We start from the raw sequence: 16,125 nt of genomic DNA, 5'->3' as shown, positions 1-16,125 counted from the left end.
GCTCCCCGGCGAAACCTACAATCGAGGGTTTCGCCCCCCGGAGCGCCCGCGCGCCCACCCATGTCGCAAGAACAGACCACCCCGCCCACCGACGAGAACCAGCTGATCGCGGAACGCCGCGAGAAGCTCAAGGCCCTGCGCGAGGCGCACCGGCAAGGCCAGGGCCCGGCCTTCCCCAACGACTTCAAGCCCGGCGACCAGGCCGCGCAACTGCAGGCCGCGCATGGCGCCAAGACGGCGGAGCAGCTGGAAGCCGAAGGCACGATCGCCCGCGTGGCCGGCCGCATGATGTTGAAGCGCGTGATGGGCAAGGCCAGCTTCGCGACGCTGCAGGACGCGAGCGGCCGCATCCAGGTCTACGTGACGCGCGATGCCGTGGGCGAGGCAGCCTACGCCGCCTTCAAGCACTGGGACCTGGGCGACATCGTGGGCGCCGAGGGCAAGGTGTTCAAGACGCGCACCGGCGAGCTGTCGCTGCACGCCACCTCCATCCGGCTGCTGACCAAGAGCCTGCGCCCGATGCCGGACAAGTTCCACGGCATGCAGGACCAGGAGACCAAGTACCGCCAGCGCTACGTGGACCTGATGACCGACGAGGACGCGCGCAAGCGCTTCGTCGCGCGCAGCAAGGCCATGTCGGGCATCCGCGAGTACATGGTGCACCACGGCTTCCTGGAAGTGGAGACGCCCATGCTCCACCCCATTCCCGGCGGCGCCAACGCCAAGCCCTTCATCACGCACCACAACGCGCTGGACCAGGAGATGTACCTGCGCATCGCGCCGGAGCTGTACCTCAAGCGCCTGCTGGTGGGCGGCTTCGAGCGCGTGTTCGAGATCAACCGCAACTTCCGCAACGAAGGCATCTCGGTCCGGCACAACCCCGAGTTCACGATGATGGAGTTCTACGCGGCCTACTGGAATTACCGCGACCTGATGGACTTCACCGAGGCCTTGCTGCGCGACGCGGCACAGAAGGCCGTGGGCACCTTGCAGCTGACCTACGGCGGCAAGGACGTGGACCTGTCCAAACCCTTCGAACGGCTGACGATTCCCGAGGCGATCGTGCGCCACACCGATGCCGGCGACAACGTGGGCAACCGCGACTGGCTCATCCAGCAACTGCGCAAGCTGGGCATGACGGAGGAGAAGGAGCGCCTGTCGGGCCGCTCGCTCGCCTCGCTGCAGGTGCTGTTCTTCGAGGAGAAGGTGGAAGAGAAGCTCTGGCAGCCGACCTTCATCATGGAGCACCCGACCGAGATCTCGCCGCTGGCGCGCGCCAACGACGACCGTCCCGAGGTCACCGAGCGCTTCGAGCTGTACATCACCGGCCGCGAACTGGCCAACGGCTTCTCGGAGCTGAACGACGCCGAGGACCAGGCCGCGCGCTTCCAGGCGCAGGTGAGCGCCAAGGACGCGGGCGACGACGAGGCGATGTTCTTCGACCACGACTTCGTCCGCGCGCTGGAGTACGGGATGCCGCCGGCCGGTGGCTGCGGCATCGGCATCGACCGGCTGATGATGCTGCTGACGGACAGCGCAAGCATCCGCGACGTCATCCTGTTCCCCGCGCTGCGGCGCGAGGGCTGAGCGCTCAGGACGCCGAGGTCAGCGCGGTGGGCTGCTGTTCGCGCAGCAGCGGCCGCATGGCCGCCAGGCCCAGCAAGGGACCGGCCGCCAGCCACGGAAGCACGTGCGCGAGCGGCCAGGCCTGGGCCGCACGCACGAACAGCTCGATGCTCGCCACCGAGATCGCGAAGCCCAGGCTGTTGCTGAAGGTCAGCACGCTGCCCACCACCGCGGGCGGCGCATTGCGCGCCGTCAGCGCGGAGAACTGCGGTGAGTCGCCGACGACCGTCGTGCCCCACATCAGCAGCCAGGCCACGAACAGCGGCAGCGGCGCATCCAGCAGCCACGGCGAGGCGAGGCAGCAGCCCGCGCTCGTCGCGAGCTGCCACTGCGCGATGCGCGCACTGCCCCAGCGCCGCACCAGCAGCCCGCCGCCGGCGCAGCCGAGCGCGCCCGCGGCGATGGTCCAGAAGGCAAGCGCGCTGCGCTGCGCGCCTTCGTAGCGCGTCGCGACGATGACGGGCACCAGCACATACAGCGAATACAGCTCCCACATGTGGCCGAAGTAGCCGCAGACCGATGCGCGCAGTCGCGCTTCGCGCCAGAGCGCCGACAAGGCCTGCAGGCGCACCGGCACCCCGCTGCCGCGGGGCCGGTCCGGCACCAGGGTGGCGGTGGCGATGCCGCCGAGCGCCGCGAGCAGCGACACCGACAGCACGACCCACTGCCAGGCTTGCAGCCCGCCGCCGGCCGCATGCGCGCTCGCATCGCCCGCCAACGCGCGCAAGCCGTGCGGCAAGGCGGTCCCCAGGACCAGCGCGCCGATCAACACGCCGAGCGCCGCCCCCAAGCCGCCGCGGTACCAGCTCGCCGCGATCTTCATGCCGACCGGATAGATGCCCGCGAGCAGGAAGCCCACGGCAAAGCGCAGCGCCACCAGGGTGGCGAACTGGCCATTCAGCGATGCGATGGCGGCGTTGCACGCTGCGCCCAGCAGGGCGCACGTGAGGAAGACGCGGGTCGGACGGAAGCGGTCGGCCAGCATCAGCAGCGCGAACACCAGCGTGCCGGCGACGAAGCCCAGCTGCACGGCCGTCGACACGGTCGCGAGCGCCGAGGGCGGCAAGCCCCAGGCTCCTTGCAGGTCGGGCAGCACGGCATTCACCGCGAACCACAGCGACGTGCCGGCGAATTGCGAGAGCACGATCACCGGCAGGATGCGGCGCGGCACAGGCGGGTCCATGCGGCATTCTGGCGCAGCAGGCAGGTGGAGGCGCTCGTCTACGGGCTCTGCCGGAGCTGAGCCGACGAACAGAAGCGTGGTGCCGCCGTTCCCCCTTGCCGGACCGGACCGGGGCAGCCCGCCTCTGCGAATGTCCCCCGGCTCGGGCTTTGACAAGCCCGAGCCTCCTCCTTTATTTCGCCGAGTCGGACTGCCCCGGCCCAGTCCTGCGCCGCATGTGATCGGACAGCAGTGGCTTCGTTGCAATTGGCTCCTTTCGGTGAGTAGGCTGGCGGTGAGCGAAGCGAACCCCAGCGATCCAGCGTCGCGGCGCAAGCTGGGGTTCACCTGCGGCTTCCCGCCGGCCTGTGGCGCGCAGGTGTCCGCACCCGCACAGCGCAGGGCCAGGGTGGGCCTGTCCGTCTGGGCGAAATAAGGGAGGAGGAGTGGGCTTGCCAAAGCCCGCTCCGGGGGACATTCGCCCAGGCGGATAGGCCCACCCTGGCCCGGACCACGAGCAGCAGGCTTCCACCGCCGCGGCCCAGCAGAGACCCCGACGCAGTCGCCCTTGTCCGACACCGCTGCCGGCTCCGTCGCGTTACACAGGACGAACCCCCGAGGAGTTGCCATGCTGGAGAAACTGCCCCCGGCGGTCGGTCACGTGCTGCGTGACCGCCGCGCGGGCCTGGACAAGATCGTGTTCAACCGCAGCGGACTGCGCACGGGCATGGGCCTGCTGCAATTGTCCAGCCTGGCCTTCGTGGACCACGGCCCCATTCCCGCGCGCTACACCGCCGACGGCGAAGGCGTCTCGCCGCCGCTGGACTGGACCGGCGTGCCGGCCGAGGCCGACAGCCTGGTGCTCGTCGTCGAGGACGCGGATGCGCCCACCGGCGAGCCGCTGGTGCACGCGATCGTGGTGGGCCTGCCCGCGGGCGACGGCAACCTGCACGAAGGCGCGCTGGACAGCCCCGGCCACGAAGGCGCGGACGTGCAGGAAGGCCGCAACTCCTACCTGCGCGCGGGCTGGCTCCCGCCCGATCCACCGCCGGGCCACGGCCAGCATCGCTATGCGTTCCAGCTGTTCGCGCTCGGCGCCGGCAAGCCCTTCAGCGGCAAGCCGGGACGCGACGACGTGCTCGAGGCGATCCAGGAGCGCGCCATCGCGAGCGGGATGATCGTGGGCACGTACGAGCGCCCCGACGGCACCATCAAGGTCGGCGCGCCCGCAGCGGTGCGCGTGGTCCCGCCGGCCTGAACCTCAGCCGCGCCGCGGCGAAGTCGCTTGCGCCAGCTCCGGCGGCAGGCGATTGAGCAGGAAGCGGATCGCGAGCGGCACCAGCACCATGTCGTCCAGCAGGCCGATGCCGGGGATGAAGTCCGGGATCAGGTCGATAGGCGAAAGCACGTAGAGCACGATCAGGCCCGTGCCGAGCTTGAGCCAGCCGGGCGCGGCGGGGTGCCGCAGGGCGGCCCAGAGCTGGCGCGCATCACCGCGCATCACGGTCCACAACAGGGTCAGGCGCTTGAACATCCTCGGTCCTCTATGCAGGCCCCGGCGGGGCCGACCGGTCCCACATGGCATCGCCCCGCCCGGCTGCAAGCGGCGTTACAGTCCGGTGCCTCCAACAAGCCCCGCACCGTGAAAATTCGCCTGCTCCCGATCGTCCTGCTGCTGCTCGTGCTGGCCCTGGTGTCGCTGTTCGCCCGGGAGTTCCTCTGGCGCAACGACTACCGGATGGTCAAGCCGCAGGCGCCCTCGCCCGACGCCGCGCTGGTGGCGGAGGTGCGCACGCTGCCCGACGGCGTGCAGGCCACGCAGCACGGCACCGGCGTGTTCCTGCGCAAGGAAGGGGCGTGGCTGCGCAGCGTAAGCCCGCGGCTGGTGTTCGCGGGCGAGTGCGACGAGATCTCCACGCGCTGGGCCGGCCCGCACCGGCTGGTGATCGATTGCGAGCTGCGCTCCGGCGAGCCGAAGCTGCTGCAGGAGGTGGTGGACGGCGTCGCGATCGAAGTCGTGGTGCAGCGCCGCCTGGCTACCGCTGCCTGGGATCCAGCGCGTCGCGCAGGCCGTCGCCCAGCAGGTTGAACGACAGCACCAGCAGGAAGATCGCGAGCCCCGGCCAGATCGCCATCCAGGGCGCGTTGTCGATGAAGTTCTTGGCCGTGTTCAGCATGCTGCCCCAGCTGGGCGCCGGCGGTTGCTGGCCCAGGCCCAGGAAGGACAGGCTCGCCTCCGCGATCACGGCGGCGGCGATCGCCAGCGTGGACTGCACCATCAGCGGCGCCGTGATGTTCGGCAGGATATGGCGCAGCGCGATGCGCAGCGGCGGATTGCCGACGGCCCGCGCGGCTTCCACATAGTCCTCCACCTTCACGGTGAGCACCTGGCCGCGCGTGAGCCGCACGAAGATCGGCGCCGCGGAGATGCCGATGGCGATCATCGCGTTGCTGAGGCTGGGGCCGAGGAACGCCGCCAATGCGATCGCGAGGATCAGGAAGGGACACGCGAGGAACGCGTCGGTGATGCGCGAGATTACGGCATCCACCCAGCCGCCCAGGAAGCCCGCGGCCATGCCGAGCGGCACGCCCGCCAGCAGCGAGATCGAGACCGACACGACGCCGGCGAGCAGCGAGGCGCGCGTGCCCCAGATCACGCGCGAGAGCACGTCGCGCCCGACGTCGTCGGTGCCGAACCAGTGCTGCGCCGAGGGCGCCTGGCGGATCGCGCTCCAGCTGGTGGCGATCGGGTCCATCGGCGCGATCCAGGGCGCGAACACCGCCAGCGCGACGAAGGCGAGCACCACGACGAGCCCCAGCATCGCCGAGCGGCGCCGGCGCAGCCGCCGCCACGCGCGCAGCCACGGCCCCGCGGGTGCGGAGGCCGCGGAGGCGGTTGCGGGTACGGGCAGGACGGCCGCCATGTCAGCTCCGCAGGCGCGGATTGACCGCGATATAGGCGATGTCCGCCAGCAGGTTCAGCAGCATGTAGGCCGTCGCGGTGACCAGCACCACGCCTTGCACCACGGCGTAGTCGCGGTTGAACACCGCATCGACGATCAGCTTGCCGAAGCCGGGGATGGTGAAGACCTGCTCGGTGAGCACTGCGCCGGACAGCAGCGTGCCCAGCTCCAGCGCGCCCAGCGTGATCACGGGCGTGAGCGCATTGCGCAGCGCGTGCTTGAGCACCACGGTGCGCTCCGACAGGCCCTTGGCCCGCGCGGTGCGCACGTAGTCGGCCGACAGCACCTGCAGCATCGCGCTGCGCGTGTGCCGCATCAGCACGGCAGCGATGGCGTTGCCCAGCACGAAGGCCGGCATGATCATCGCCGCGAGGTTGGCGCGCAGGTCCTCGAAGGGACTCACGTAACCCGACGCGGGCAGCCAGCCCAGGTTCACGGCGAACAGCAGGATCAGCAGGATGCCCAGCCAGAAGTTGGGCGTCGAGATGCCCCAGAGGGCGAACACGTTGGCCCCCCAGTCCCACATGGTGCCGCGTCCGACCGCGGACACGATGCCGGCGGGAATGCCGATCACCAGCGCGATCACCATGGCGATCAGCGCGAGCTCCGCGGTCACGGGCAGTTTCTGCGCGACGAGTTGCAGCACCGGCTCCTGGTTGCGGATGGACTCGCCGAGGTCGCCATGCGCGACGCCGCGCACCCAGTACGCATAGCGCACCGGCAGGGGCTCGTCGAGGTGCAGCTTCTGCCGCAGGTACGCGACCACCTGCGGATCCTGCTCCTCGCCCGCGAGGATCTTCGCCGGATCGCCCGGCAGCAACTGCTGCAACCCGAAGATCAGCATCGACACCAGCACCAGCGTCGGCACCAGCTGCGCGAGTCGTCGAACGAGGAAGTCGATCATGCCGGTGCCGTATCAGGTGTTCCAATGAAAGGAGGAACGCAGAGGACGCAAAGGTTTCGCAGAGGACGCAGAGGGACATCCATCAGAAAAGGTTTTCTTTGCGTCCTCTGCGTCATCTCTGCGCCCTCTGCGTTCTCCTGACCGCGCTCCACTCGCTTACATCTTCAGGCCCTGCAACCGCAGCAGGCCATCCGGCACCTCGCGGACGCCCGTGAGTTTCGGGTTGAAGGCCCACAGCCACTTGCGGTGGTACAGGTAGACGATGGGGCGGTCCTTGAGGACGCGGGCGGCGACTTGTTCGAAGATCTTCTTGCGTTGCGCCGGGTCGCGGGCCTGGCGCGAGTCGTTGATCAGCTTGTCGGTTTCGGCATCGCAGTAGCCCGCATAGTTCAGGGGCTGCTTGCACACGTCGAAGCTGTAGAGATTGCCGTCCGGGTCGGGCCGGCCGCTCCAGGCCAGCACGTAGGCTTCGAAGTCGCCCTTGTCGGCCATGTTCAGCGAAGTCGCGAACTCGCTCGTCTGGATCTTGATGTCGAAGCCGGCTTCGCGCGCCATGGCCTGCACGACCAACGCGATGCGCTGCGCGTCCGAGGCGGTCGTGGTCAGCAGGGTGAAGCTGGGATTCGGGACGCCCGCCTCCTTGAGCAGCTGCTTGGCCCGCGCGATGTCGCGCTTGGGGATCGGCACGTTCTTCGCGTACCAGTTGTTGGTGGGCGGCACCCACTGGTTGCCCACGATGGCTTCGTTGTCCATCACCACCTGCACCAGGCCGTTGCGGTCCAGCGAGAGCTCGAAGGCTTCACGCACGCGCGGGTCGCGGCCCAGCGGACTGGCCTTGGCCTTGTCGCTCTTGCCCACGTTGATGGTGATGCCCTGGTAGCCGATCTCGGTGATGGCCGCCGTCTTCAGCTTCTTCTCGGCGCGGATCTTCTCCATGTCGCTCGGCGCCACCCGCTCGATGAAATCGAGCTGGCCCGAGCGCAGGTTCGCCAGGCGCACGGTCGCATCCGGGATCGGCGTGTAGATCACCTTGTCGAAATGGATCGCGTCCTTGTTCCAGTAGTTGGCGTAGCGCTCCAGCACGATGCGGTCCTGCGGCACGCGCTCCACGAACTTGTAGGGACCGGAGCACACCGGGTGCGAGGCGAACTTCTCTCCTTCGGCCTGCGCCGCTTTCGGCGAGACCATCATGCCGGCGCGGTCCGTCAGCTGCGCCACCAGCGGCGCGAAGGGCGCGGAGAGGTTCAGGCGCACGGTGGCCGGGTCGATCACGTCCACGCTGGTCACCGGCGCCAGCTCGCCGCGGCGGTTGGATCCGGCCAGGGTCTTGTGGCGCTCGATGTTGTACTTGACGGCGGCGGCGTCGAACTTCTCGCCGTCGTGGAAGGTCACGCCCTGGCGCAGCTTCATCGTGAGCGCCTTGCCGTCGGCCGACCACGTGTAGGAGGTCGCGAGCTGCGGCACGATGTTCAGCTTCTCGTCGATGTCGAACAGCTTGTCGCACAGGCCCGCGAACACCACGCGCCCCACGAAGCTGCGCGCGAGCGTGGGATCGAGGGCGTCGGGGTCTTCGGCGAGGCCGACGCGCAGCGTCTGCGCCTGGGCGATCGCCGCGCTGGCGAGCAGGGCCAGCGCGAGGAGCAATTGTCGGGGAGTCGAGATCATGGGAGCTCTCCTGTTCTACGGGGTCTGGGAAACCGGGTCCGCCGCGACGAAGGCGGCCTGCAGGCGCGCGAGCCGCTGGCGGGTCGGCGCAAAGGCGATGGGTTGCGGCGCGCCGGCCCGGGCCGCGATCTCGCGCCAGAAATGGCAGGCGGCGGCGTGCCCGTCTTCCGTGCGTTCGAGCGGCGGCGACCGTTCCGAACACACGGGCTGCGCGTGCGGACAGCGCGTGTGGAAGTGGCAGCCGCTCGGCGGAGCGATCGGGCTCGGCACGTCGCCGCCCAGCACGGTGCCCTCGTGCCGCAGCGACGGCTCCGGCCGCGGGATCGCCGCCAGCAAGGCCTGCGTGTACGGATGGCGCGGCGCGGCGAACAAGGCGTCCTTGTCCGCGATCTCGACGATGCGGCCCAGGTACATCACCGCCACGCGATGGGCGATGTGCTTGACCACGGCGAGGTCGTGCGCGATGAAGACGTAGGCCAGGCCGAAGCGGCGCTGCAGGTCCTGCAGCAGGTTCACCACCTGCGCCTGCACCGAGACGTCCAGCGCCGACACGGCCTCGTCGCACACGACCAGCCTGGGTTCGACCGCCAGCGCGCGCGCGATGCCCACGCGCTGGCGCTGGCCGCCGGAGAATTCGTGCGGATAGCGCTGCGCGTGCCCGGGCGCGAGCCCCACGGTACGCAGCAGTTCGGCCACCCGCTCGCGTTCCCGGCCCGCATGCAGGCCGTGCAGGCGCAAGGGCTCCATGAGCGTCTGGCCCACCGTCATGCGCGGATTGAGCGACGAGTACGGGTCCTGGAAGATCAGCTGCATCTGCCGGCGCTGCGCGCGCAGGCGCGCGGCATCGAGGGCGGCGATGTCCTGTCCGTCGAACGCGATGCGTCCGGCCGTGGGTTCGATCAGCCGCAGCAGCAGGCGGCCCAGCGTGGACTTGCCGCAGCCCGACTCGCCGACCACGCCCAGTGTCTCGCCGGGCGCGATCGCCACGTCCACGCCGTCGACCGCGCGCACCAGCCCCTTGACGCGCCCCAGCACGCCACTGCGCAGCGGGAAGTGCTTGACCAGGCCCTGGGCCTGCACGAGCGGCGCGGCTTGCATCATGGCGCGAGCGCGGCCTCCGGCGGATGCGGCACCAGCACGTCGGGGTCCAGCGGCGCGCGCCAGCACGCGGAGGCATGGCCGGCGGCGATCTCGCGCAGTGGCGGCACCTGCTCGCGGCACTGGGCGACGGCGAAAGGGCAGCGGTCGGCGAAGTTGCAGCCGGGCGGCCGTTGCAAGGGCGGCGGCACCTGCCCTTCGATGGACGCGAGGCGCTCCTGCGCCAGGTCCAGGCGCGGAATGGATCCCAGCAAACCCACCGTGTAGGGATGCTGCGGCTCGTCGAACAGCAGCCGCACGGGCGCGCGCTCGACGATGCGCCCCGCATACATGACCGCCACCTCGTCGGCCACTTCGGCCACCACGCCGAGGTCGTGCGTGATCAGGATGACCGCGGTGCCGGTCTCGGCCTGCAGCGTGCGCATCAGCTCCAGGATCTGCGCCTGGATGGTGACGTCCAGGGCCGTCGTCGGCTCGTCGGCGATCAGCAGGCGCGGGCTGCACGCGAGCGCCATCGCAATCATGGCGCGCTGGCGCATGCCGCCCGAGAGCTTGTGCGGATATTCGTGGAAGCGCTGCTCCGGCGCCGGGATGCGCACCTGGCGCAGCACCTCGATCGCGCGTTCCTGCGCTGCCGCGCGCGTGATGGACCGGTGGCGCAGCAGCCCTTCGACGATCTGCTCGCCGATGGTGAAGGCCGGGTTCAGCGAGCTCATGGGCTCCTGGAAGATCATGGCCATGCCGTTGCCGCGCAGGGCGAGCAGATTGCGCTTGGTTGCGCCCACCAGCTCGCGCCCCTCGAAGCGGATCGAGCCGCCGGCAATGCGTCCCGGCGGATTCGGCACGAGCCCCATGATGGACAGCGCGGTGACGCTCTTGCCGCAGCCCGACTCGCCGACGATGGCCAGCGTCTGGCCGGCTGCCACGGAGAAGCTCACCCCGTCCACCGCGGGGAACCGGCCCTCGTCGGTGCTGAACTCGGTGCGCAGCTCGCGCACTTCCAGCACGGGCATCAGCTGCGTCCTCCGCGTTCGCGCTGGAAGCGCGCGATGCGCTCCTCGATGATCGCGCGGTCGGTGACGCCGACAGGGTCGTTGCGTCCGGCCAGGCAGGCGGTGAAGGGCTGGTAGCGCTCCAGGCTCTTGTCGTAGAGACGCTGCAGTTCGCGCACCGGCTCCTCGTGGTCGTCGACGCGGATCTCCAGCTGCGGATAGTCCTCGTCGGCGTGGATGCGCAGGGCGGCGGCCTGCTTGCCGCGCTTGTCGCCGCCGGCCGCCTCGCCCGCTGCCAGCGCCGCGACCAGCCGCTCGCCCAGGTCCCGGCCACGCGTCGCGAGGAAGGCTTCGGCCGTGGCCTGCACCACCTGCGGTCCGGCCAGCATGTTGCCGGCGACGCTGAAGCCGTCCTCCACGCGGTGGCCGCACCAGTCCACGCAGGCCGAGCCGGTCCAGGCCGCGCCGCGCCCGTGCGCCGGCAGGATGTGCAGCTGCCGCTGCTCGCGCCCGCTGTCGGCGGCCGTGAGCGTGGCGATGATCTCCCCCGGGGTCCGGCCTTCGGCCAGCAGGGCCATGCCTTGCGGGCCGTAGAGCGGGTTCATGAGCGCCTGGGTGGCCAGCGCGCCGACGCCGCGGCGCGTGTGCATGGTGAGCGCGCCGACGGCAAAGAAACGGCTCGCGATCGCGATGCCGAAGCGTCCCGTTGCGTCCCGCGCCAAGATCGACCAGGTCATGCCGCCTGCCTTTCGTGGAGCCGCTCCGGGCTCCCAACGATGGCGATTCTGACGGCAAACCCAGCCGTTCCCCTAGGGGCTTGTCATGAGCCTGACAGGCTTTTGCGCGGCATCGCCTGACACGCTGGCCCAACCGTTCGCCCTATGCTGGCGCGATGCTCGCCCCTGCCCGCGCCCTTGTCGTGTTGAACGCCCGTTCGGGCACCGGTTGCACGCAGGAGCGCGCGGACGAGCTGCGCGAGCTGTTCGCGAAGGAGCAGCTGAGCGCCGAGATCGTCCTCGCAGACAGCGGCGACGCGATGCTCGAAGCGGTGGACAGCGCCCGGCACGACGGCTACGGCCTGGTGGTGGCGGGCGGCGGCGACGGCACCCAGAGCGCGGTCGCTTCGCGGCTGGCCGGCACCTCGCTCGTGCAAGGCGTGCTGCCCCTGGGCACCTTGAACCACTTCGCCAAGGACCTCGGGATCCCGCTGAAGATCGAGGACGCCATCCGCACGCTGGCGACCGGCCGTGAGCTGCAGGTGGACGTCGGCGAGGTGAACGGGCGCACCTTCATCAACAACTCCAGCCTGGGCCTCTATCCCGAGATCGTGCGCGAACGCGAGCTGCAGCAGATGCATTTGGGCAAGAGCAAGTGGCGCGCGCTGGCCAGCGCCGCGCTGCATGCGACGCAGCGCCGCGTCGGGATGGCCGTGCGCATCGAGTCCGCCGAGGACCAGCAGGTGCGGCGTACGCCCTTCGTCTTCATCGGCAACAACCGCTACATCATGGAAGGGCTGTCCATCGGCGCGCGCGAGGCGCTGGACCGCGGCGAGCTCGCCCTCTACATGGGCAAGCGGCGCGGCCGCCTGGCGCTGGTGCAGCTCGCGTTGCGGGCGCTGACGAAGACGCTGGACCAGGCGGACGACTTCGAGATGCTGACCGGGCCGGCCTTCCTCGTGGATACGGCGGGCGAGCGCATCCGGGTGGCCACCGACGGCGAGGTCTGCATGATGGACTCGCCCCTGCACTACCGCATCCGCCCGCGCGCCTTGCGCGTGATGGTGCCGGCGCCCGAACCCGAAGCTCGCTAGGACGCGAGAGCGCGCTGCGATGCTCCGCCCCAGGAGCGCACCAGCTCCGACAGGTCCTGCTCCACGCGCGGGATCCACTGCTCGCCTTCGTAGCTGCGCCACCAGCCCGGCGCCGAGACCAGGGCCACCGTGGGCAGCAGGCTCGCGTCGGAGGCCGGTTGCAGGCGCGTGATGCACACCTGCGCGGGTGCGAGTCCCAGGCGGTGCAGCACCGCGAGCAGCGCGTCACGCTCGCTCGCGGGGAATTCGGCAAAGGGGATCAGGTTCACGGTGGTGGACATCACTGCACGAATTCTCGCAAGCGCTGCGCGCCACCAGCGTTTCAGCGAGGTAAATGCGGGCAAGGAGTCGCACGTTCGAGGACTTTCTTCTCAATCCTGTCGCTCGCCGTGCAGCCATCCCGGCAAGGCGCGTTCCAGCGCACCGCGCATGCGGCGCACATGCGAGCCGTCCCAGTACAGCCGCTGGCACGCGGGGCAGCGCCGCACGCTGCCGGCCAGCGCGCGCACGCCCTCGGGCAGCAGCGGCTGCGCTTGCGCCTCGCTCACCGCCTGCAGCACCGCGTTATCCAGCAGGCAGCGGGTGAACAGTTCACGCGGGGGCGCGAGCGCCAGGGCGAACACCAGCTCGCGCAGTTGCTGCAAGGGATCGTCCTGGCGCACCTCGTGCGCGCGCGCGGGACGCAGCTCCTGCAGCAGGTGGCGGTCGCGCGTGAGCAGGACGCGCTCCTCCGCCTCGGCGAGCTGCACCAGCACCGGGTCGGCGATGGCAATGTCGTAGGCGGTGTCGTAGCCCAGCACGCGCAGCCAGCGCGCGAGCCGCCCCAGCATCGCGTCGGCGGCAAAGCGCGGCGGGTCGATCAAGCCAGGCGTGCGAGCGCCGGCGGACGCTGCTGCGACCACGGCGAGAGGCCCTCCCAGGCGCGCGCCAGCGCCAGCACGCGAAGATCGGCATGCGGCGGACCGGCGAGCTGCATGCCCATCGGCCAGCCCTCGGCGCTGAAGCCCACCGGCACGCTCGCCACCGGCAGTCCGGCGAGCGTGAAGGGCGTGACGATCTCCATCCAGCGGTGGTAGGTGTCCATCGCCACGCCGGCCACCTCGCGCGGCCAGTGCTGCTCCGCGGGGAACGGGAACACCTGCGCCGACGGCGCCACGACGACGTCGTAGCGTTCGAACAGGCGCAGGAAGGCCTGGTACACCTGCGTGCGCTGCACCGAGGCCTGGTACAGCTGCGCCGCCGTGAGCTGGAAGCTCTGCTCCACCTCCCATTGCGCTTCGGGCTTCATCTGCGCGCGCAACTGCGGCTGCGCATACACCTGCCCCAGCCGGCCGCCTACCAGCATCTGGCGCAGCCGCAGCCACGCGCTCCAGTTCAGGTCACGCGGCACGTCGAGCGTGCACGGCTCCACGGAGAACCCCGCGTCCCGCAAGCGGCCCAGCGCCGATTCGCAGAGCGCGCGGATGCCGTCCTGCAGCGGCAGGTCCGGCCAGATGCTGCCCAGCCAGCCGATGCGGCGGCCGGGCTCGCAAGCGATCGGGTCCGGTGCGGAGGCGGATGGCAGCGCTTCGGTCAGCGACAGCGGCGCGCGCATATCCCAGCCCGCCATCGTGCACAGCAGCCGTGCGACGTCCTCGGTCGTGCGGCCCATCGGGCCATCGGTGCTGAGCTGCTGGAAGAACACGTCATCGGCCGGCACCGCCGGCACGCGTCCGCGCGACGGGCGCAGGCCCACCACGTTGTTGAAGGCTGCAGGATTGCGCAGCGACCCGCCCATGTCGCTGCCGTCGGCGACGGGCAGCATGCCCAGCGCGAGCGCGACGGCCGCGCCGCCGCTGCTGCCGCCCGCGGACCGGCTGGGGTCCCAGGCGTTGCGCGTCACGCCGAACACCTGGTTGAAAGTGTGCGAGCCGAGGGCGAACTCCGGCGTGTTCGTCTTGCCGATCACGATGCCGCCCGCCTTCTTCATGCGTTCGACGAACAGCGCATCGCGCGTGGCGATGCGCTGGCCGGTGGTGGTCGATCCCAGCGTGGTCGGCAGGCCGGCGGCATCGGCCATGTCCTTCACGGCAAGCGGGAAGCCGTGCATCCAGCCACGATGCTCGCCGCGTGCCAGCGCCGCATCCGCCGCTTCGGCTTCGGCGAGCAGCGCTTCGGGCGCGCGCAGCGAGACGACGGCGTTGTACTGCGGATTGAGCGCGGCGATGCGGTCCAGGCTGGCCTGCATCAGCTCGCGGCAGGAGATCTCGCGCGCGGCGATGTGGCGCGACAGCGTGCTGGCATCGAGGCGCAGGAGTTCGGAAGGGGTCATGCTTTCGCTTCGCTGAAATGTTGTTGATGCCGCAGCCGCAGCTCGCGCTTGAGCAGCTTGCCGCTGGGATTCTTGGGCAGCGCCTCCGTGAACACCACGGCCTTGGGCGCCTTGAAGCCCGCCAGGTGCTGCTGGCAATGCGCCAGCACCTCGGCTTCGCTGAGCGACTGGCCCGCCTTGGGCACGACGATCGCAATCACGGCCTCGACCCAGCGCGGATGCGGCACGCCAACGACGGCGACTTCCGATACCTGCGGCAGGCGGTAGATCATCTCCTCGACTTCGCGGCTGGCGACGTTCTCGCCGCCGGTCTTGATCATGTCCTTCTTGCGGTCCACGACCGTGATGTAGCCCTCGTCGTCGATGGTCGCGAGGTCGCCGGAATGGAACCAGTCGCCTTCGAACGCGGCGCGGGTGCGCGCTTCGTCATGGAAGTAGCCCAGCATCAAGTGCGGCGAGCGGTGCACGATCTCGCCGACCTCGCCCGGACGCACGTCGCGCATCGCGTCGTCGACCACGCGCGTCTCCACGTTGAGCACGGCGCGGCCGCAGGAGCCGGGCTTGCGCAGCTGGTCCTGCGGGCCCAGCATGGTCGCGAGCGGCGCGATCTCGGTCTGGCCATACAGGTTCCAGAAGCCCACCTCGGGCAGACGGCGCGCGAGTTCGCGCAACACTTCCACCGGCATGATGGAAGCGCCGTAGTAGCCCTTGCGCAGCGACGACAGGTCGGTCTCGTCGAACAGCGGCGAGCGCAGCAGCGCGATCCACACCGTGGGCGGCGCGAAGAAGGAGGTGATGCGGTGCTTCGCGATCAGCGGCAGCAGGTTGTCCGGCGTGGGTTTCGCGGTGATCACGCTGGTGGCGCCGACGTAGATCGCGGGACCGAGGAAGACGTCGAGCTGCGCGCAGTGGTACAGCGGCAGCGCATGCAACATCACGTCGCCGGCGCCTATGCTCGCGTCCACCGCGCAGCTCGCGTACTGCCAGATCACGGCGTCGTGCGTGAGCATCGCGCCCTTGGGGCTGGACTCGGTGCCGCTGGTGTAGACGATCTGCGCCAGCTCGCCACCGTGCAGATCCACCGCGGGCGGCGCCTCGTCGCGGTCGATCAGCGCGTCGAAGGTGGTCATGCCCGCGGGCGCCGTGCTCGCCTCCTCCGACGGCAGCCACAGGAATTGCTTCACCTGCGTGTCGAGGCCCGCTGCGCTGCGCGCGAGTTCCGCCAGCCCCGAGTCGGTCGCCATCAGCGCCGCGCCCGAGTGCCGCAGGATGTAGGCGACCTCGTCGGCCTTCAGCATGAAGTTGATCGGCACGAGCACGGCGCCCAGCCGCGCGAGCGCGAAGCGCAACGCAGCGAAGCCATGCGAGTTGCGCGCCAGCACCGCGACCGGCGTGCCCTTGGCGACGCCCAGGCGGGCCAGGCCGGCAGCGAGCCGGTCGGTGACGGCGTCGAACTCGGCGAAGGTCCAGCGCGTCGCGCCGCATTCGATCGCGGTCTTGTCCGGAAAGCGCTTGGCGCTGCGGTGCAGGAGGTCGGCCAGGGTCTGGCGGCGGATGGCGGAGTGCACGGTGCGTCTCCTCGTTGGGGAGCCCT

General features: G+C 70.3%; 16 protein-coding genes. 4 read left to right on the top strand and 12 right to left on the bottom strand.

Features of this window, described 5'->3' with window-relative positions; genetic code table 11:
• Positions 1-60: 60 nt before the first annotated feature.
• Positions 61-1,587, top strand: a complete 1,527-nt coding sequence (gene lysS, locus JJB11_RS18145) for a lysine--tRNA ligase (RefSeq protein WP_201174585.1) — start codon at positions 61-63, stop codon at positions 1,585-1,587.
• A gap of 4 nt (positions 1,588-1,591) precedes the next feature.
• Here the strand turns inward: lysS and JJB11_RS18140 are convergent, their stop codons facing one another.
• Positions 1,592-2,809 carry an MFS transporter gene (locus tag JJB11_RS18140; RefSeq protein ID WP_201174583.1) on the bottom strand — a complete coding sequence of 406 codons (1,218 nt, stop codon included), beginning with the start codon at positions 2,807-2,809 and terminating at the stop codon, positions 1,592-1,594.
• A 607-nt stretch (positions 2,810-3,416) separates the two neighbouring features.
• Between JJB11_RS18140 and JJB11_RS18135 the strand changes: the two genes are divergently transcribed.
• Entirely contained in the window at positions 3,417-4,046 is a 630-nt protein-coding gene (locus JJB11_RS18135) for a YbhB/YbcL family Raf kinase inhibitor-like protein (RefSeq protein ID WP_201174581.1), read from the top strand.
• A 3-nt stretch (positions 4,047-4,049) separates the two neighbouring features.
• Here the strand turns inward: JJB11_RS18135 and JJB11_RS18130 are convergent, their stop codons facing one another.
• Positions 4,050-4,322: a YkvA family protein gene (locus tag JJB11_RS18130; RefSeq protein ID WP_201174579.1), complete on the bottom strand. Its 273-nt coding sequence runs from the start codon at positions 4,320-4,322 to the stop codon at positions 4,050-4,052.
• A gap of 108 nt (positions 4,323-4,430) precedes the next feature.
• Here JJB11_RS18130 and JJB11_RS18125 point away from each other — a divergent pair, with 108 nt between their 5' ends.
• Positions 4,431-4,877: a hypothetical protein gene (locus tag JJB11_RS18125; protein ID WP_201174577.1), complete on the top strand. Its 447-nt coding sequence runs from the start codon at positions 4,431-4,433 to the stop codon at positions 4,875-4,877.
• On the opposite strand, the gene JJB11_RS18120 is transcribed toward JJB11_RS18125, so the two are convergent.
• The 6 genes from JJB11_RS18120 to JJB11_RS18095 form a co-directional block, all read right to left on the bottom strand.
• On the bottom strand, positions 4,825-5,712 hold the full coding sequence (locus JJB11_RS18120) for an ABC transporter permease (RefSeq protein WP_201174575.1): 888 nt from the start codon (positions 5,710-5,712) through the stop codon (positions 4,825-4,827). The two genes, JJB11_RS18125 and JJB11_RS18120, sit on opposite strands and share 53 nt — an antisense overlap.
• A gap of 1 nt (position 5,713) precedes the next feature.
• Positions 5,714-6,655: an ABC transporter permease gene (locus JJB11_RS18115; RefSeq protein ID WP_201174573.1), complete on the bottom strand. Its 942-nt coding sequence runs from the start codon at positions 6,653-6,655 to the stop codon at positions 5,714-5,716.
• A gap of 156 nt (positions 6,656-6,811) precedes the next feature.
• Entirely contained in the window at positions 6,812-8,320 is a 1,509-nt protein-coding gene (locus tag JJB11_RS18110; protein ID WP_201174571.1) for an ABC transporter substrate-binding protein, read from the bottom strand.
• Positions 8,321-8,335: 15 nt separating this feature from the next.
• Positions 8,336-9,421: an ABC transporter ATP-binding protein gene (locus JJB11_RS18105; protein WP_277988850.1), complete on the bottom strand. Its 1,086-nt coding sequence runs from the start codon at positions 9,419-9,421 to the stop codon at positions 8,336-8,338.
• Positions 9,418-10,431: an ABC transporter ATP-binding protein gene (locus tag JJB11_RS18100; RefSeq protein WP_201174569.1), complete on the bottom strand. Its 1,014-nt coding sequence runs from the start codon at positions 10,429-10,431 to the stop codon at positions 9,418-9,420. The genes JJB11_RS18105 and JJB11_RS18100 overlap by 4 nt, the downstream gene beginning before the upstream one ends.
• A complete protein-coding gene (locus JJB11_RS18095) occupies positions 10,431-11,147 on the bottom strand; it encodes a DUF1028 domain-containing protein (protein ID WP_201174567.1) in 717 nt (238 codons plus the stop codon). Before JJB11_RS18095 ends, JJB11_RS18100 begins: the two co-directional genes overlap by 1 nt.
• Positions 11,148-11,302: 155 nt before the next feature.
• On the opposite strand from JJB11_RS18095, the gene JJB11_RS18090 reads away from it, so the two are divergent.
• Complete coding sequence (locus JJB11_RS18090; RefSeq protein ID WP_201174565.1) at positions 11,303-12,220, top strand: diacylglycerol/lipid kinase family protein; 918 nt, start codon at positions 11,303-11,305, stop codon at positions 12,218-12,220.
• Here JJB11_RS18090 and JJB11_RS18085 read toward each other — a convergent pair.
• The 4 genes from JJB11_RS18085 to JJB11_RS18070 form a co-directional block, all read right to left on the bottom strand.
• The gene (locus JJB11_RS18085; protein ID WP_201174563.1) at positions 12,217-12,501 is read right to left on the bottom strand and encodes a hypothetical protein; all 285 of its coding nucleotides are present in this window, start codon (positions 12,499-12,501) and stop codon (positions 12,217-12,219) included. The two genes, JJB11_RS18090 and JJB11_RS18085, sit on opposite strands and share 4 nt — an antisense overlap.
• Before the next feature lie 90 nt (positions 12,502-12,591).
• The gene (locus tag JJB11_RS18080) at positions 12,592-13,083 is read right to left on the bottom strand and encodes a Mut7-C RNAse domain-containing protein (protein WP_201174561.1); all 492 of its coding nucleotides are present in this window, start codon (positions 13,081-13,083) and stop codon (positions 12,592-12,594) included.
• Positions 13,080-14,531: an amidase gene (locus JJB11_RS18075; RefSeq protein WP_201174559.1), complete on the bottom strand. Its 1,452-nt coding sequence runs from the start codon at positions 14,529-14,531 to the stop codon at positions 13,080-13,082. The genes JJB11_RS18080 and JJB11_RS18075 overlap by 4 nt, the downstream gene beginning before the upstream one ends.
• On the bottom strand, positions 14,528-16,099 hold the full coding sequence (locus tag JJB11_RS18070; RefSeq protein ID WP_201174557.1) for a fatty acyl-CoA synthetase: 1,572 nt from the start codon (positions 16,097-16,099) through the stop codon (positions 14,528-14,530). Before JJB11_RS18070 ends, JJB11_RS18075 begins: the two co-directional genes overlap by 4 nt.
• Positions 16,100-16,125: the final 26 nt, after the last annotated feature.

The sequence above is a fragment of the Ramlibacter ginsenosidimutans genome, from assembly GCF_016654015.1.
Taxonomy (GTDB): Bacteria; Pseudomonadota; Gammaproteobacteria; order Burkholderiales; family Burkholderiaceae_C; genus Ramlibacter; species Ramlibacter ginsenosidimutans.
This window is presented reverse-complemented; position numbering and strand designations above follow the sequence as displayed.

Coding starts and splice junctions, on each gene's coding strand:
- JJB11_RS18105 (WP_277988850.1), bottom strand. CDS start 9,421: ATGATGCAAGCCGCGCCGCTCGTGCAGGCCCAGGGCCTGGTCAAGCAC.
- JJB11_RS18115 (WP_201174573.1), bottom strand. CDS start 6,655: ATGATCGACTTCCTCGTTCGACGACTCGCGCAGCTGGTGCCGACGCTG.
- JJB11_RS18140 (WP_201174583.1), bottom strand. CDS start 2,809: ATGGACCCGCCTGTGCCGCGCCGCATCCTGCCGGTGATCGTGCTCTCG.
- JJB11_RS18130 (WP_201174579.1), bottom strand. CDS start 4,322: ATGTTCAAGCGCCTGACCCTGTTGTGGACCGTGATGCGCGGTGATGCG.
- JJB11_RS18135 (WP_201174581.1), top strand. CDS start 3,417: ATGCTGGAGAAACTGCCCCCGGCGGTCGGTCACGTGCTGCGTGACCGC.
- JJB11_RS18085 (WP_201174563.1), bottom strand. CDS start 12,501: ATGTCCACCACCGTGAACCTGATCCCCTTTGCCGAATTCCCCGCGAGC.
- JJB11_RS18075 (WP_201174559.1), bottom strand. CDS start 14,531: ATGACCCCTTCCGAACTCCTGCGCCTCGATGCCAGCACGCTGTCGCGC.
- JJB11_RS18090 (WP_201174565.1), top strand. CDS start 11,303: ATGCTCGCCCCTGCCCGCGCCCTTGTCGTGTTGAACGCCCGTTCGGGC.
- JJB11_RS18100 (WP_201174569.1), bottom strand. CDS start 10,431: ATGCCCGTGCTGGAAGTGCGCGAGCTGCGCACCGAGTTCAGCACCGAC.
- lysS (WP_201174585.1), top strand. CDS start 61: ATGTCGCAAGAACAGACCACCCCGCCCACCGACGAGAACCAGCTGATC.
- JJB11_RS18110 (WP_201174571.1), bottom strand. CDS start 8,320: ATGATCTCGACTCCCCGACAATTGCTCCTCGCGCTGGCCCTGCTCGCC.
- JJB11_RS18095 (WP_201174567.1), bottom strand. CDS start 11,147: ATGACCTGGTCGATCTTGGCGCGGGACGCAACGGGACGCTTCGGCATC.
- JJB11_RS18120 (WP_201174575.1), bottom strand. CDS start 5,712: ATGGCGGCCGTCCTGCCCGTACCCGCAACCGCCTCCGCGGCCTCCGCA.